Below are 14,907 nucleotides of genomic sequence, written 5' to 3'. Positions count from 1 at the left end.
TGCTCAATATGAGCTTGCCTGCAGTTTTTTATTTGCCATTTTAACCCTCATTTCGGGTTCCTGTCTAAAAAAATTTTTTAATGTATTCCTTTCTATAAAGATTTTGTTGACTTCCTGGAAAATTCTGAATAAAATACTCATTAATACGTAAAAGGCAATGAAGAGAAAAAGTAAAGTGCCCCTGTTTTTTACAGAGAGCTTCGGTAGCTGAAAAGAAGCAAAAACATACACTTGAACAATGGTCTCTGAGCTCCGTACTGAACGTGCTGTATGCATTAGTAGGATCCGGCGGGAGTTGGCACCCGTTATCTATGTCACAGTATAAGAGCAAGTTTTCTTTGCTCCGTACTTGCAGAGGCAGATGGTGTGAGCCATTTGCGAAATAAGGTGGTATCACGTGGAATCCAAACCTCGTCCTTAACTATTTATGGTTAAGGGCGGGGTTTTTTTATTTTTACAGGCCAATAAGGGAGGAAATAATGATGAGCATTTTTATTGGAGGCGCTTGGCCATATGCTAATGGGTCCCTTCATCTGGGGCATATTTCAAGTTTGCTGCCGGGCGATATTTTAGCGAGGTATTACCGCATGAAAGGAGAGCAAGTTCTGTATGTATCAGGGAGTGATTGCAATGGGACACCGATTACGATTAAAGCCAAGCAAGAGGGGCTAACGGCAAAAGACATTGCAGATCGATATCATCAGGAATTTGAGGATTGCTTTTCAAAGCTGGGTTTTTCCTATGACATTTATACAAGGACCGATACAGAGCACCATCATCAAATCGTCCAGGAGATCTTTTTGGAACTGCTAGATAACGGACTTTTATTCAAAAAGGAAATCGATCAGTCATATTGTGAGCATGATCAGCAATTTTTGCCTGATCGCTATGTGGAAGGGATTTGTCCAAGGTGTGGAGCGAATGCAAGGGGCGACCAGTGTGATCAGTGCTCAAGTGTTCTGGAGCCGCTGGACCTGCTTGAGAGGAAATGTAAAATTTGCGGGACTTCTCCAGTAACAAGGCAAACAGAGCATTTTTATTTTTCGTTAAGCGCTTTTCAAAATTCTCTGGAGACCTATGTTCAAGACGCTGAACAAAGGAAGCTTTGGCGTTCCAATGCACTCTCATTAACCAAAAGGTATTTACAGGAAGGCCTTCAGGATCGTGCGGTTTCGAGGGATCTTCCTAATGGAGTAAGTGTTCCGGTTGCGGGATACGAAGGAAAGAAAATTTACGTCTGGATTGAAGCCGTATCCGGTTATTATTCAGCAAGCAAGCTTTGGGCGAAAGAGACCGGACAGCATGATACAGCGTTCTGGGGGGCTGAAACCACTTCTTACTACGTGCATGGCAAAGATAATATCCCGTTTCACTCCATTATCTGGCCTGCCATTTTGGCCGGATGTGGAAAAGAATCTTTGCCAACCCATATTGTTTCAAATGAATACCTCACATTGGAAAAAAAGAAATTGTCCACAAGCAGAAATTTGGCGGTTTGGATTCCTGATCTGGTAAGTAGATACGATCCTGATACAATCCGCTATTTTTTGACCATTAATGCACCTGAAAATCGGGACGCTGATTTTTCCTGGAAGGAATTCATCTACAGCCATAACAGCGAGCTGCTCGGGGCTTATGGGAATCTGGTGAATCGCACCTTGAAATTCATTGAGAAGTCATTTGATGGAAATATTCCTGTAAAAGAGGTCAGAACTGAAATTGTAGAAAAAATAGATCGTTTATATAACGAAAGCGGTCGCAGAATTGAAAGCGCGAACTTCAAGCAGGCACTGGAACATATTTTTGAAGTGGTGAGATTTACGAACAGATACTTTGATGAACAACAGCCTTGGAAACAGGTTCATGATGATAGTAATAACTGTGAACAAACGCTGGCAGACTGCGTATTCATCATTGGAAACCTGGCAAATATCCTGTCACCTTTCCTTCCTTTTTCAAGCGGGAAAGTAAGAGCAATGCTGAATATTAAAGACGTCAGCTGGTCGCGAGTGAAAATTAAACCGTACCAAAAATTAATGAATGTAGAGCCTCTGTTTGAACGAATAGACCCTGAACGAATCAATGAAGAACTGAATCGGCTGAAGAAGCAAAGTAATTAAGAAAGACCGGGGAATCCCGGTCTCGATTAACTTAGTGCTTCAAATGTTTTGCAGTCTGTTTCCCGGCTGTTGTCGGCTGTCTCGCCGGAATGGCTGACTACATAGATTTGGTCGGCGCTGCAACGGTTGCCGTCTTTCCAATACTGACAGTTGTTGACCTCGCATAGTACATCTTTCGCCATTGCTGTACCACTCCTTTTTTTGGTTGATACATCTATAGCATGCAGCGAGCTGATGGACAACATTCCAGCTAAAATTAGGCAATAAAAAGCCTCCGCAATGGGAGGCTGCTGTTAGTGATTTATTCATTCAGAGCTTTTTTTAGTGTAGCGATGTTGTTCTCCATTAAAGTTAAATATGTCTCCTTGTTCTTTAAATCCTCATCAGTCAGGACAGAAAGATTATGGAGCGTCAGCAGCTCTGCGCCAATTTCCTTCTGGACCATCTGTGCGAGCTTGGAATTGAAGTTTTGTTCATTCAGCACATATTTAATCTTTTCGTCCTTTGCGTGTGTAATCAGCTTTTGCAATTCCTTTTGAGAAGGTTCGCTTGTCGTTGACTGACCGGCAATACTGATTTGCTTGACTCCATAGCGTTCCTCCCAGTAACCGAATGCTGAGTGGGAGACGATGAATTCTTTTCGCTTGGACGAATCGACCGTTTCTTTGAACTGAGTATCTAAATTTCTTAGCTGCTCAGAAAGGTTTGCGTAATTCTGTTCAAATGTTTCTTTTTGTTCAGGCATGATTTCAACCAATTGGTCTTTAATGACCAGAGCTAGCTGGTCAGCATATACAAGATTCAGCCAGACATGCGGATCGACATCGCCATGATTGTGTTCATCCTCATGGCTTTCTTCGTTCCCATGCTCATCTTCATGGCTTTCTTCGTTCCCATGCTCATCTTCATGGCTTTCTTCGTTCCCATGCTCATCCTCGTGGCTTGCATCATCCTTATGATTGTCGCCCTCATGCTCCTCGTGACTTTCTTCACCATCATGGCTATCATGGTTCGCATCCTCATGGTCTCCTTCTCCATGATTCGCATCCTCATGACCTTCTGCTTCCTCGTTATGCTCCTCCATATCAAGTGCTTCCCCAGTAGGTACCATCTTAACCTTTTCATTTTTCAGTGTCTTGCTGGCCTTATCTACAAATCCTTCAAGACCAAGGCCTACATAGAAGAATAAGTCTGCATCAGCGAGCGCAATCATATCTTTTTGTGAAGGCTCGAATGTGTGCTCATCTGCTCCAGGCGGATAAATGGTCTCAACATTGACGAATTCACCGCCAATTTCCTGTGCGAAGTACTGGAGCGGATAAACAGTCGTGTAAATTTGCAGCTTGTTGTCATCCTGTGTATCTTTTGCGGTTTCTTTCGCAGTTTCCTGGCCGCAGCCGCTTAGCAGAATTCCAATTGTGAAAATAAATAAAATAAATGCGTTTTTTTTCATGGTGATGCCCCCTTTTATTTAAAACGGATTCATTACGATTTATTAGGTGCTACTTTTATACTTTTATTGTTCTAGTCCAACTATTAAAATATCAATTCGTAATGATTACGATTTACCTTCTGTATCATACAAAAGGTTAGCGATAAAAGCAAGTAAAAAATTTCAGTTAAAAGATGATTTGAGGTATGCTAGGAAAAAGAGAATTTTTTTAAAAGGAGTAGAGAAGATGAGAATGCTTGATGAAATCCTTCAATTCAATGAACAGTTCGTGGCTGAGAAAAAATATGAAGAGTTCACGACAACCAAATTCCCGAATAAAAAGATGGTTATTTTGACATGCATGGATACAAGGCTTGTCGAACTCTTGCCAAGAGCATTGAATATCCGTAATGGTGATGTGAAAGTCGTCAAGAATGCTGGGGCACTGATCATGCATCCTTTTGGGAGTATTATGAGAAGCTTACTTGTCGCTGTTTATCAGCTGAAGGCAGAAGAAGTGGCCATCATCGGCCATTACGATTGCGGGATGAGCGGGATGAAGCCAGATATCGTCATTGATGAAATGAAAAAGCGCGGTGTTGCAGAAGATACCCTTGGTACCCTTAGCTATTCAGGGATTGATGTAAAGGAATGGCTTCACGGCTTCGACAATGTGAAAGACAGTGTGGCGCACAGTGTTGAAATCGTCAAAAACCATCCCCTGATGCCAAAAGATGTGCCTGTCCATGGCCTGGTGATCGATCCTGCAACAGGAAGGCTGGATCAGGTCATCAATGGATATGATCAATAATCGTTAATGCTGATGGGCTTTCGTTTTTTTCTTTGACGGCCACTCTTCAGGAACCGGATCAATGCCGCCCGGGTGTAAGGGATGGCACTTCAGGATGCGCACAATCGTCAGCCATCCGCCTTTGAACGGCCCAAACCGCTTGATTGCTTCAAGTCCGTAATGTGAGCATGTTGGGTAAAAACGGCATGATGGCGGCTTCAAGGGCGATATGACCACCTGATAAAACCGGATGATGCCGATGAATGCTTTTTTTAGCATGGAGCATGAATCCCTTCTTTATATGAACTGATCAAAGGAGCTGCTGGCAGCTCCTTTATTTATTATCCCCTGATTGGGTTTCGGTTGAATTTTCCTGATGATTGTCGATTGGGTCAATTATGTGTTTATACTGATATGCCTTGGATGTGGTCACGACACTTAAAACCAGGACAATGATAACAATGATGACGGAGATAATCAAAACGGTATACATAAAACGGCCTCCTTTGCTTCAAAATTATTGTAGCATGTTCTTTTCTGCCATAGGAAAAAAGTTGCTGGCAAGATGTTTTTAGGAGCGAGGGCAGGGGAATATACAACTATGTATAAAAGGAGGATGAACGAAACATGGCACAATCCGATTTAATTCAAGCAGTAAACCAACAGGTTGCGAACTGGACGGTGCTTTACACAAAGCTGCATAATTATCACTGGTACGTAAAAGGCCGCCATTTCTTTACACTTCATACGAAATTCGAGGAGCTCTATAACGAAGCGGCGACGATCATTGATGAATTCGCAGAAAGAATTCTTGCACTGGAAGGCAAACCAGTCGCAACACTGAAAGAATGTCTGGAATTGTCTTCAATCAATGAAGCAGAGGGCAATGAAAAAGAAGACGATATGGTCAAACAATTGCATGACGACTTCGCTACTATCGTGGACGAGCTACAGGAAGGCATCGAGCTTGCAGAAAAAGAAGAGGATGCTGCGACTGCTGACATGCTGACAGAAGTGAAAATGAGCCTGCGCAAGCATATGTGGATGTTCAAGGCATATTTGGGATAACAGAAAAACCGGCCGAGAATTTTGCGGCCGGTTTTGTCTGCTTATAAAAAGAAAAAAACCAGCTGGAAAGCCGGTCTGTATGTATGGAATCGAGACTTTTTAATGAACATTGCGAGATGGATAGGAATTCACTGAACGTGCGCCGAAATCATCTTGAGCAAACTTCCCCTTTAGGCTCTCGATCAAATACAGGCCCATCAGATCATAAAGCTCTTGCTTATCAAGATCCTGAATGATTTTTAGCAAGTCTTCACGGCTCATTTCTTCAAGGAAGGCAAAAGCGAGCATATCGATATCCTCTTCATCACCAGTCAATTTATGGCGGTATAGTTCGTATAGCTCATCAATTAATTTCATTTCTTTTCACCTCTCCTTCTTTTAGTCCATAATCCAATTGATCTTATATATATTTAATACCCTTCATAGGAAAAAATATGCCTTGCGGTGAAGGTTTTTCCTGAAGGTCTGACTGCTATTGCTTCTCTATATTTGCTATCCATTTTAACACAATAGCAACAGTATGGCGCAAATTATAGCTGCAGAAAAATATGATTAATTTAATGATATTCAGTATAAACGAATATAGACGCAGGGAACGATAAACATGAGGTGAGGTACATGCCAGAAGGCAAAAAAACATACTATATCAACATCAGCGAAGGCGAGATTTCGAGCGTATCCACAGCTTCTCCATGGAATTTTAAAATTGAGGCAAATGATGAAGAGATCACTGCGTTAAGGGAAATTTTTGACCAGAGCTATTCTACAGGCTGGCAAAATTTCATGAGAGCGCACGTTCCTTATGTGCAGTACCATTACGACCGTGAAAATGATGCGCTCGACAGACAACTTGTCCAGACTTATGAAATGATTTATAAACTAGGTGATGAAGAAGCCAGGAGCCATATTCGCAGCATGGGGATCCTGCCTGAAGAGTGATTCAACCGCAGACTGATGTCTGCGGTTTATTCCTTTTTGCATTATAATGGGGATAGATGACTCGCAGGAGAGATTTGAATGGAGAAGTTTACCGATCAAAATGGGGCAAAAGTGACTCTGGTTTTCCAGGACGGTGTCTTTGCTGAAAAAGCAAAACATGTATTGGTGATTTGCCAATACCAAGGAGATTGGCTGCTCACCCGGCATAGTGAACGCGGCCTGGAGTTTCCCGGCGGAAAGGTTGAGGAAGGCGAAACGCTTGAGGAAGCTGCCCACAGAGAGGTCATGGAGGAAACAGGCGCGGTATTAAAAGTTCTTGATAGCATTGGAGAATATCAGGTTAGCGGAGATGATGGCACTTTTGTAAAAAGGATTTTTTATGGCGAGGCTGCCAGGATCACTCCGCAGGATGATTATCTCGAAACAGGCGGACCAGAGCTGATCAGCGGGGACCTGCTGGCAGAGAGAATGAAAGATGAATATAGTTTTATTATGAAGGACGATGTAATGAAGCACAGCCTTGAATTTTTGAAGGAAAAGCTCTAAAAAGCGGTAATCCCATAAGGGGTTGCTGCTTTTTTGTGATAAATTGCTGAAACCTGTATGGTTGTTCTGATAAAAAAGATGATGTTCACAACTTTATTGGCGAAAATCTGATTTTATTGGCGGGGTTCACAGCTTTATTGGCGAAAATCTATTTTTATTGGCGAAACCCACTTTATGGGCAAGATGCCTGTAAGAAAAAAGCCGGGAGTTTTGACCCGGCTTCTTCACTGATTATTTTTGATAAGCTTCTTTTCGAGCAGCTCGACCAGCTGGTACATGACCGTCGCAAAGACGGCGATGACGAACAGCGACAGGAATACGAGCGTGAAGTTGAACACCTGGAACCCGTAAATGATCATATATCCGAGACCTCTTGCTGATACGAGGAATTCCCCAACGATGACACCCACCCAGGATAGACCGACGTTGACCTTCAATGTGGAGATGATTGTCGGAAAGGATGCCGGTAAGATCGCTTCCCTGAAGGATTGAGTCCTTGTTGCGCCGAATGTCTGCAGAACCTTGAGGTAGTTTGGGTCGACTTCCTTAAAAGCCGTATAAACAACGATTGTCGTGATAATGACGGAGATGATCGCACCCATCGCCACGATGGAGGATAGATTGGTGCCGAGAGCAACAATCAGGATCGGTCCAAGTGCCACCTTCGGCATGGAGTTCAGCACGACGAGGTAAGGATCCAGAATTTTAGACAGCATCGGTGACCACCATAGCAAGGCGGCAAGCACCGTACCGACCAGTGTTCCAAGGATGAATCCAAGGACGGTTTCTGCCAGGGTCACCCCTATATGGACGGCAAGTGATCCATCCATCGTTTTTTCAATAAGCAAATTCCATATCTTTGACGGGGAGCTGAACAGGAGCGGATCAATCCACTTTTGCTGGCTTGAAGTTTCCCAGCTGGCAAAAAACGCGATGAAAATCAGCAGCTGATACAGTCGTACGATTTTTCGCTCACGGCTCAGTCCTTTTAAATACTGCTGGTGAAGGAGTTCAGTTTTCTTCGGGTTCAATGGATTCCAACTCCTTCCATATTTTCTTGAACAATTCATTGTATAAAGAATGGTTCCTGGCGTTGAAAGGGGTCAAATTCCTCAGTTCTTCCGGAATAGTGAAGGTTTTATGCAAACGGCCCGGGCTGGGTGAGAACAAAAAGATTCGGTCGCTCATGGCTATCGCTTCCCCGATATCGTGGGTTACCAGTATCGCAGTTTTTCCAAATGTCTTGAAAGTGTTTGAAACGAGGTCCTCAAGCTTCAGCTTTGTTTGATAATCCAAGGCGGAGAAAGGTTCATCGAGCATCAGCAGCTTAGGCTCGGTTGCCAGTGTCCTTACCAGGGCCACGCGCTGGCGCATCCCGCCGGAAAGTTGTTTAGGGTATAGCGATTCCACGTTTTCCAGTCCCATTTGCCTGAGCAGGGACAAAACCTCTTTCTTCTTTGTGTCATCCAAAGTTTTGCTGACCTTCAAGCCTAGCAAGATATTTTCCTCGATCGTTTTCCACGGAAAAAGATAGTCCTGCTGCAGCATATATCCGGTTTTATCGGCTGCTTCCTTTACGGATTTGCCTTCCAATTTTACCTGGCCATATGTTGGGTCGAGCAGACCTGCTATGATCGAAAGCAATGTAGTTTTGCCGCAGCCGCTCGGACCCAGGAAAGAAACAAATTCTCCCTCCTGGACATCGAGTGAAATATCATTTAATGCAGTAACAGCAGATGTTTTTGTAAAATAAGTGTGATGGATCCCTCTTAATGTCAAAAAGTCCATTAGGCTGCAACCTCCTGTTATTTCATGACTTTGCCGGCCACCTCGGTGTTAACTAGGGTTTCATGGCTCACTTCTTTAGGAAGTTCTCCTGCTTCATCCATGATGTCCTGCAGGTTGTTCCACTCTTCCTCATCGAGGATTGGATCAGTGGCATAGGATCCCTGGCTTTTATATCGTTCTACGACAGTTTCAATCAGCTCAATATCCGTATCCTGAAAATAAGCCTTGATGGCTTCAGCTGTTTCTTTTGCGCTATGGGAGTCGACCCATTGCTGTGCTTTGTAAATCGCGCGTGTGAACTTCTCGATCGTTTCAGGATTTTCCTTCATATAGCTTTGTTTCGCCATGAATGTGGTATATGGTACATGACCGGACTCCGTTCCGAACGAAGCAACGATATGGCCTTTGCCTTCTTTTTCAAACAGGCTTGCCTGCGGTTCGAAAAGCTGGACGAAGTCGCCAGTACCGGAGGCGAAGGCATTAGGAATATTCGCGTAATCAATATTTTGGATCATCTCTAAATCTGCTTTTGGATCGATTCCGTGCTTTTTGAGGACGAATTCACCGACCATTTGCGGCATTCCGCCAGTACGCTGGCCAAGATAGGTGGATCCTTTTAACTGGTCCCATGAAAAATCATCGATTTTCTCTCTTGCTACGAGGAATGTGCCGTCTGTCTGGGTCAGTTGAGCGAAGTTGATGACAGGGTCACTTGAACCCTGGGCATAGACATAGATGGATGTCTCTGATCCAACCAGCGCGATATCCGCTGCGTTTGAAAGCACGGCAGTCATCGTCTTGTCGCCGCCCCAAGCTGTCGTCAGTTCGATTTTTAACCCTTCCTCCTCGAAAAATCCTTTTTCAAGGGCAACATATTGAGGAGCATAGAAGATCGATCGTGTAACCTCTGCGACTTTTACAGTCTGTACCTTGTCTTGACCGCAAGCAGCCAGAGGGATGATGAGTACTGCCATCAAAAATAAAGCAAAACCGGCTTTCAACCATTTTTTCATAAAAATGCCTCCTAAAATCAGTCTTAAATTGGGCTTAAGATATCGTATGAATGAGCGAAAAATGTGTGAATGCCCAGTGGCAATATCGAAAAAATTTCATATAAAAGGAGTGCTTACAGTGCCAATTGACGGGCAAATAATAACAGCTTACAAGTTCCCATCTCCAAATCCGGCGGTCGAGCTCGAAATGGTGACCTATTATGCGGGCGGCTTACGAATCAAAGGCTTGCTGGCCAAACCGGCTGACGGAAGCGGGACAGAGGGTTTCCTTTATTTGCGCGGAGGAATCAAAAATGTCGGAAAGGTGAGGCCTGCGAGGATTACCCAGTTTGCTTCAGAGGGCTTTACTGTGTTTGCGCCGTTTTACCGGGGCAACCAGGGCGGTGAAGGGGACGAAGACTTTGGCGGTGAGGACCGGGTCGATGCCTTTGCCGGCTTTCAACTGCTGCAATCGTTACCATGGGTGGAACGGATTCATGTCTTCGGTTTTTCCCGAGGCGGGTTGATGGCGTTGCTGACAGGGATCAACTTTCCGGAAACAGCCTCAGTCGTAACATGGGGAGGCGTGACCGATATGTTTTTGACCTATGTGGAGCGAAAAGATATGCGGAGGATGATGAAACGGGTTATTGGCGGCTCGCCGAAAAAAGTGCCCAAACGATATAAATTCAGGACACCGCTGTATCAGATCGAGAACCTAAAAGCACCAGTATTGCTGATCCACGGCAGGAAGGACCATAATGTATCAATTGAACACTCATACCGCCTCGAGAAAAGGCTGAAGGAATTGGACAAGCCTGTCGAAAGCTGGTATTTTGATGACTATACACATTACTTCCCGCCAGTGATGAACAGGAAAGTGGTGTCCGATTTAACGAATTGGATGAAATCTCAGCCGGAACAATGATAAAATAAAGTGAAGTTATAAGTGAAGAGGAGCGAGTACAATGGGAATGCCATTAGAGTTGAATACAATGATCGTGACAAAGGGCCGCGAAAAAAGGCTCGAAGACAATTTCTTCTCTTTGACCAAGGAAGGCTACAGGCTTTATCCAATTGACATTCCGCTAGAAGTCAAAAAAACGATCGAAGGTGACCTGACCGGAACAGGTGTCATCACGAAAGTCGAATGGACAGAAAATACAACAACACTGACCTATCAGCTGGTCTCACTAAATTCAACGAACTGAGCAGAGCACTTTTTGTGCTCTGTTTTTTATTTGAGATTCTGTAATTGGAAATGTGTAAGTGTAAAAGCAGAGGAAGAGCAAAATAAAAAGCCATCTCCAAAGAGATGGCCAAATAATTTTTCATTAATTATTTCGCTGCGGGTCCGCCTTTTTCTTCAATCTCGGATGGTACGTTTGAGAACTTTTTGAAGTTTGCACGGAACTTATCTGCGAGTTCGTTTGCTTTGGCGTAGTATGCTTCTTTATCGCTCCATGTCTTGACCGGCTGCAGGACGTCGTCAGGAACACCTGGTACGTGTGCAGGGATATCAAGGCCGAAGATTTCGTCTTTGACTGTTTCGACGTTGTTCAGTTCGCCTTCGAGTGCTGCCTGGACCATTGCACGCGTGTAGGCAAGCTTCATACGGCTGCCTGTTCCATATTCTCCGCCTGTCCATCCTGTGTTCACAAGGAAGACCTTCGCGTTGTGCTCATCGATTTTCTCGCCAAGCATTTCCGCATATCGAGTTGCGGCAAGCGGCAGGAACGGTGATCCGAAGCAAGTTGAGAACGTTGCCTGAGGTGAAGTGATTCCGCGCTCCGTACCGGCAAGCTTGGAAGTGTAGCCGCTCAAGAAATGGTACATCGCTTGTTCCTTCGTCAGCTTGGCGATCGGAGGCAATACGCCGAATGCATCAGCTGTCAGGAAGACGATTGCGTTTGGATGTCCGGCAATGCTAGGATCCACGATATTGTCAATTGCCTGGATTGGGTATGCCGCGCGCGTGTTTTCTGTCAGGCTGCCATCATCGTAATCCGCTACGCGTGTCTCTTCATCAACCACAACATTTTCAAGGACAGACCCAAATCGGATTGCTTCATAAATTTGCGGTTCTTTCTCCTTGGACAAGTTAATGCACTTCGCATAGCAGCCGCCCTCGATGTTGAAAACACCGTTTGCTGACCAGCCATGCTCGTCATCGCCGATCAGGCGGCGGTTATTATCTGCTGATAAAGTAGTCTTTCCTGTTCCAGAAAGGCCGAAGAACAATGCTACATCACCTTCGCGTCCTACGTTTGCTGAGCAGTGCATGGAAAGGATGCCGTTTTCAGGCAGCAGATAGTTCATCACAGAGAAGATCGACTTCTTCATTTCACCTGCATATTCCGTTCCGCCGATCAATACGACACGCTGTTCGAAAGATACGATGATGAATGTCTCTGAGTTCGTGCCATCAACTTCAGGATCCGCTTTAAAAGTAGGAGCGGAGATGACTGTGAACTCGGACTCGTGGCCAGGAAGCTCTTCCTCAGTCGGGCGAATGAATAATTGATGTGCGAACAGGTTGTGCCATGCGTATTCGTTGATGACCTGGATCGGCAGGCGGTATTTTTTATCCGCGCCGGCAAATCCCTTGAATACGAATACTTCTTCTTTTTCTTTCAGGTAATTCAATACCTTATTATATAGCTTTGTGAAGGATTCCTCAGAAATCGGCTGGTTTACTGAGCCCCAGTCAATTTTGTCCTTGACGGATTCTTCTTCGACAATGAATTTATCTTTAGGTGAACGGCCAGTATATTTACCAGTAGTCGCTCTGACTGCACCTGTTGACGTCAATAGCCCTTCGTTGCGGTTCAGGACTTTTTCGACAAGCTGCGGAACAGATAGCTGTACCTGTACATTGCTTCCTTTTAGTAATGCGGAGAGTTCGTTTGATATTCCTACAACGTTCATCGGAGAATACCTTCCTTTTTTATAGATTCAAAATTTAAATATTAACCTCGAGAAATGTCCAGCGCCAGCGCCTAGCCCCTCGAGTCGCTTGTCTAGCTGCGGCTCATAACTCCTCGAGACGCTTCGGTCCTGCCCATGAAGTCAAGAGCGACTTCACGGTCAGGACCTCCAGCGCTTTTCGGAGTTGAGCAGTCGCCTCCGCTTTTGGAGTTCAGTCCGCCCATTGAAGTCAAAGAACGACTTCACGGTCGGGCCTCCAGCGCTAGTCGGGGCTGAACAAGGCGCTTTTGCATTTCTTAAAAGATTGATATTTTGTAAGTGTTTACATCTCGGTATTAGTATAACACATTAGTTTAATTAATCTATACTAATGCGATAAAAAATTACCTTGTACCTAACTTGCGTTATATAATTCTTTCTTTATATAGTCAAGCGAAAGGGGTTGAATTGAGGGCATTTTCTTTTCAATAAAAACTTTCAACAACAATCGACATTTTTACCGAGAAAATCATTGACATGCCAAGGCAGGTTCGTTATGATTTTGATTTGAACGGATACTCTCTTATCCCGAGCTGGTGGAGGGACAGGCCCAATGAAACCCAGCAACCTGCAAACGAGAAGAAACAGCTTTTGGATTGCTGCTTTTTTCCGGGCAAAGGTGCTAACCTGACGCAAGGGAACTGCCCTTGAACGATAAGAGCGAAAGGCGCGGATTTAAGCTAAAACCTTTCCTCATGAAATGGAGAGGTTTTTTATATTGCTTTTTTCTGTCCATTGCTTATATAAAAGCGGATGGACTGCCTTCTTTGGTGTCATTGCTCCCGTGGGTGAGATTAGGAAAAAGAAACGCAGCCTGGATCAGAAACAAATTTTTCTAATAAAAACTCAGCGTTTATTTCATACTACATAGGGAATGAGTACCGTATCAAACCGAGGTTCGTATTGGGACAGCCTCGATCAACTTTTTATAAATGAGGGAGGAAATCAGATGTCAACAAAACGCCGTTTGTTCACTTCTGAGTCAGTAACAGAAGGCCATCCGGATAAAATTTGCGACCAGATCTCTGACGCAATTTTGGATGCGATCCTTGCAAAGGACGCGAATGCCCGTGTTGCTGCTGAAACATCCGTTACAACAGGCCTTGTACTAGTTGCAGGGGAAATCACAACGTCTACATACGTAGATATTCCGAAAATCGTTCGTGAAACAGTCAAGGAAATTGGCTACACACGCGCGAAGTATGGCTTCGACGCAGAAACTTGCGCAGTTTTGACTTCAATTGACGAGCAGTCTGCTGATATCGCTATGGGTGTCGACCAGGCTCTTGAAGCACGTGAAGGTCAAATGTCTGATGAAGAAATCGAAGCAATTGGTGCGGGTGACCAGGGCTTAATGTTCGGTTTTGCCTGCAACGAAACGAAGGAGCTTATGCCTCTTCCGATTTCATTGGCACACAAGATTTCACGCCGTCTGACTGAAGTTCGTAAAGAAGAAATCCTTCCATACCTGCGTCCGGACGGAAAAACTCAGGTAACGGTTGAGTATGATGAAAACGACAAGCCGGTACGAATCGACACAATCGTTATTTCCACACAGCACCACCCTGAAGTTTCGCTTGAGCAAATCCAGCGCAACCTTAAAGAACATGTCATCAACCCTGTTGTTCCAGCAGAATTGATCGACGAGAATACAAAATACTTCATCAACCCAACTGGCCGTTTCGTAATCGGCGGACCACAGGGTGATGCTGGTCTGACTGGCCGCAAGATTATCGTTGATACTTACGGCGGATACGCTCGCCACGGCGGTGGAGCATTCTCTGGTAAGGATCCAACAAAAGTTGACCGTTCAGCTGCATACGCTGCACGTTACGTTGCGAAGAACATCGTAGCTGCCGGCCTTGCTGAAAAAGTTGAAGTTCAGCTTGCATACGCAATCGGTGTAGCCCGTCCGGTATCCATCTCCATCGATACTTTCGGAACAGGCAAAGTCAGCGAAGACGTATTGATCGATGTGGTCAACAACAACTTCGACCTTCGCCCAGCGGGAATCATCAACATGCTTGACCTGCGCAAGCCTATCTACAAGCAGACTGCTGCTTACGGACACTTCGGCCGTTCTGATGTCGACCTTCCATGGGAGCGCACAGACAAGGCAGAGGCCCTTCGCACTCAAGCTCAAGGAAAATAAAATCACAAGGGGAGTTGCATAGAAATATGTAACTCCCCTTATTATTTGCCGTCTAATATACGAACACGTAAAATACACCTATGGTTTGCAAATGGTCCAAAAGGTGTAAAATA

The 14,907-nt window shown here is 44.6% G+C and carries 17 protein-coding genes, 1 riboswitch and 1 other annotated feature; of the genes, 8 read left to right on the top strand and 9 right to left on the bottom strand.

The features are described 5' to 3' along the window. Window positions 1–148 precede the first annotated feature (148 nt). Window positions 149–422, top strand: a binding site (T-box leader). Next, window positions 393–2,120 (top strand): methionine--tRNA ligase, encoded by a 1,728-nt coding sequence (gene metG / locus EJA10_RS08795; protein ID WP_281274483.1) that lies wholly within the window; start codon window positions 393–395, stop codon window positions 2,118–2,120. It overlaps the preceding feature by 30 nt. A gap of 26 nt (window positions 2,121–2,146) precedes the next feature. On the opposite strand, the gene EJA10_RS08790 is transcribed toward metG, so the two are convergent. Both EJA10_RS08790 and EJA10_RS08785 read right to left on the bottom strand, forming a co-directional pair. Then, a complete protein-coding gene (locus tag EJA10_RS08790) occupies window positions 2,147–2,302 on the bottom strand; it encodes a DUF1540 domain-containing protein (RefSeq protein WP_125479667.1) in 156 nt (51 codons plus the stop codon). Window positions 2,303–2,421: 119 nt separating this feature from the next. Then, window positions 2,422–3,573: a metal ABC transporter solute-binding protein, Zn/Mn family gene (locus EJA10_RS08785; RefSeq protein WP_125479631.1), complete on the bottom strand. Its 1,152-nt coding sequence runs from the start codon at window positions 3,571–3,573 to the stop codon at window positions 2,422–2,424. Window positions 3,574–3,799: 226 nt separating this feature from the next. Between EJA10_RS08785 and EJA10_RS08780 the strand changes: the two genes are divergently transcribed. After that, complete coding sequence (locus tag EJA10_RS08780; RefSeq protein WP_125479630.1) at window positions 3,800–4,363, top strand: beta-class carbonic anhydrase; 564 nt, start codon at window positions 3,800–3,802, stop codon at window positions 4,361–4,363. Between the two features lie 3 nt (window positions 4,364–4,366). On the opposite strand, the gene yidD is transcribed toward EJA10_RS08780, so the two are convergent. Beyond that, window positions 4,367–4,621 carry a membrane protein insertion efficiency factor YidD gene (yidD, locus tag EJA10_RS08775; protein ID WP_125479629.1) on the bottom strand — a complete coding sequence of 85 codons (255 nt, stop codon included), beginning with the start codon at window positions 4,619–4,621 and terminating at the stop codon, window positions 4,367–4,369. Between the two features lie 55 nt (window positions 4,622–4,676). Continuing rightward, window positions 4,677–4,835 carry a YtzI protein gene (ytzI, locus tag EJA10_RS08770; RefSeq protein ID WP_125479628.1) on the bottom strand — a complete coding sequence of 53 codons (159 nt, stop codon included), beginning with the start codon at window positions 4,833–4,835 and terminating at the stop codon, window positions 4,677–4,679. Window positions 4,836–4,969: 134 nt separating this feature from the next. Between ytzI and EJA10_RS08765 the strand changes: the two genes are divergently transcribed. Continuing rightward, window positions 4,970–5,410: a Dps family protein gene (locus EJA10_RS08765; RefSeq protein ID WP_125479627.1), complete on the top strand. Its 441-nt coding sequence runs from the start codon at window positions 4,970–4,972 to the stop codon at window positions 5,408–5,410. A gap of 99 nt (window positions 5,411–5,509) precedes the next feature. On the opposite strand, the gene EJA10_RS08760 is transcribed toward EJA10_RS08765, so the two are convergent. After that, a complete protein-coding gene (locus tag EJA10_RS08760; RefSeq protein WP_125479626.1) occupies window positions 5,510–5,767 on the bottom strand; it encodes a DUF6154 family protein in 258 nt (85 codons plus the stop codon). A gap of 261 nt (window positions 5,768–6,028) precedes the next feature. Here EJA10_RS08760 and EJA10_RS08755 point away from each other — a divergent pair, with 261 nt between their 5' ends. Both EJA10_RS08755 and ytkD read left to right on the top strand, forming a co-directional pair. Next, complete coding sequence (locus tag EJA10_RS08755) at window positions 6,029–6,349, top strand: hydrolase (RefSeq protein ID WP_125479625.1); 321 nt, start codon at window positions 6,029–6,031, stop codon at window positions 6,347–6,349. Window positions 6,350–6,427: 78 nt separating this feature from the next. Then, complete coding sequence (gene ytkD, locus EJA10_RS08750; RefSeq protein ID WP_125479624.1) at window positions 6,428–6,895, top strand: RNA deprotection pyrophosphohydrolase; 468 nt, start codon at window positions 6,428–6,430, stop codon at window positions 6,893–6,895. Between the two features lie 224 nt (window positions 6,896–7,119). Here the strand turns inward: ytkD and EJA10_RS08745 are convergent, their stop codons facing one another. Genes EJA10_RS08745 through EJA10_RS08735 form a run of 3 tightly spaced genes read right to left on the bottom strand, consistent with a single transcriptional unit; the run spans window position 7,120 to window position 9,696 of the window. Then, window positions 7,120–7,926, bottom strand: coding sequence for an ABC transporter permease (locus EJA10_RS08745; RefSeq protein WP_125479623.1), 807 nt, complete (start codon window positions 7,924–7,926; stop codon window positions 7,120–7,122). Continuing rightward, complete coding sequence (locus EJA10_RS08740; RefSeq protein ID WP_125479622.1) at window positions 7,907–8,683, bottom strand: ABC transporter ATP-binding protein; 777 nt, start codon at window positions 8,681–8,683, stop codon at window positions 7,907–7,909. The genes EJA10_RS08745 and EJA10_RS08740 overlap by 20 nt, the downstream gene beginning before the upstream one ends. 17 nt (window positions 8,684–8,700) lie before the next feature. Then, window positions 8,701–9,696: an ABC transporter substrate-binding protein gene (locus tag EJA10_RS08735; RefSeq protein ID WP_125479621.1), complete on the bottom strand. Its 996-nt coding sequence runs from the start codon at window positions 9,694–9,696 to the stop codon at window positions 8,701–8,703. A gap of 118 nt (window positions 9,697–9,814) precedes the next feature. Between EJA10_RS08735 and EJA10_RS08730 the strand changes: the two genes are divergently transcribed. Both EJA10_RS08730 and EJA10_RS08725 read left to right on the top strand, forming a co-directional pair. Next, the gene (locus tag EJA10_RS08730; protein WP_246017725.1) at window positions 9,815–10,603 is read left to right on the top strand and encodes an alpha/beta hydrolase family protein; all 789 of its coding nucleotides are present in this window, start codon (window positions 9,815–9,817) and stop codon (window positions 10,601–10,603) included. A gap of 40 nt (window positions 10,604–10,643) precedes the next feature. Further along, window positions 10,644–10,886, top strand: coding sequence for a DUF2584 domain-containing protein (locus EJA10_RS08725; protein ID WP_125479620.1), 243 nt, complete (start codon window positions 10,644–10,646; stop codon window positions 10,884–10,886). A gap of 127 nt (window positions 10,887–11,013) precedes the next feature. On the opposite strand, the gene pckA is transcribed toward EJA10_RS08725, so the two are convergent. Continuing rightward, on the bottom strand, window positions 11,014–12,603 hold the full coding sequence (gene pckA / locus EJA10_RS08720; RefSeq protein WP_125479619.1) for a phosphoenolpyruvate carboxykinase (ATP): 1,590 nt from the start codon (window positions 12,601–12,603) through the stop codon (window positions 11,014–11,016). Window positions 12,604–13,162: 559 nt separating this feature from the next. Next, window positions 13,163–13,303, top strand: a riboswitch (SAM riboswitch). A gap of 288 nt (window positions 13,304–13,591) precedes the next feature. Here pckA and metK point away from each other — a divergent pair. Beyond that, the gene (gene metK / locus EJA10_RS08715) at window positions 13,592–14,794 is read left to right on the top strand and encodes a methionine adenosyltransferase (protein ID WP_125479618.1); all 1,203 of its coding nucleotides are present in this window, start codon (window positions 13,592–13,594) and stop codon (window positions 14,792–14,794) included. The last annotated feature ends 113 nt before the right edge of the window (window positions 14,795–14,907 follow it).

The sequence above is a fragment of the Mesobacillus subterraneus genome, from assembly GCF_003937825.1.
Taxonomy (GTDB): domain Bacteria; phylum Bacillota; class Bacilli; order Bacillales; family Cytobacillaceae; genus Mesobacillus; species Mesobacillus subterraneus.
Note: the sequence above shows the minus strand (reverse complement) of the source record. Positions and strands in the feature narration are given on the sequence as shown.

Bases quoted from the DNA above. Each gene is read 5' to 3' on its own strand.
- EJA10_RS08790 (WP_125479667.1), bottom strand. From the start codon at position 2,302: ATGGCGAAAGATGTACTATGCGAGGTCAACAACTGTCAGTATTGGAAA.
- EJA10_RS08725 (WP_125479620.1), top strand. From the start codon at position 10,644: ATGGGAATGCCATTAGAGTTGAATACAATGATCGTGACAAAGGGCCGC.
- EJA10_RS08735 (WP_125479621.1), bottom strand. From the start codon at position 9,696: ATGAAAAAATGGTTGAAAGCCGGTTTTGCTTTATTTTTGATGGCAGTA.
- EJA10_RS08740 (WP_125479622.1), bottom strand. From the start codon at position 8,683: ATGGACTTTTTGACATTAAGAGGGATCCATCACACTTATTTTACAAAA.
- yidD (WP_125479629.1), bottom strand. From the start codon at position 4,621: ATGCTAAAAAAAGCATTCATCGGCATCATCCGGTTTTATCAGGTGGTC.
- EJA10_RS08765 (WP_125479627.1), top strand. From the start codon at position 4,970: ATGGCACAATCCGATTTAATTCAAGCAGTAAACCAACAGGTTGCGAAC.
- ytkD (WP_125479624.1), top strand. From the start codon at position 6,428: ATGGAGAAGTTTACCGATCAAAATGGGGCAAAAGTGACTCTGGTTTTC.
- EJA10_RS08755 (WP_125479625.1), top strand. From the start codon at position 6,029: ATGCCAGAAGGCAAAAAAACATACTATATCAACATCAGCGAAGGCGAG.
- metK (WP_125479618.1), top strand. From the start codon at position 13,592: ATGTCAACAAAACGCCGTTTGTTCACTTCTGAGTCAGTAACAGAAGGC.
- EJA10_RS08780 (WP_125479630.1), top strand. From the start codon at position 3,800: ATGAGAATGCTTGATGAAATCCTTCAATTCAATGAACAGTTCGTGGCT.
- EJA10_RS08785 (WP_125479631.1), bottom strand. From the start codon at position 3,573: ATGAAAAAAAACGCATTTATTTTATTTATTTTCACAATTGGAATTCTG.
- EJA10_RS08760 (WP_125479626.1), bottom strand. From the start codon at position 5,767: ATGAAATTAATTGATGAGCTATACGAACTATACCGCCATAAATTGACT.
- pckA (WP_125479619.1), bottom strand. From the start codon at position 12,603: ATGAACGTTGTAGGAATATCAAACGAACTCTCCGCATTACTAAAAGGA.
- ytzI (WP_125479628.1), bottom strand. From the start codon at position 4,835: ATGTATACCGTTTTGATTATCTCCGTCATCATTGTTATCATTGTCCTG.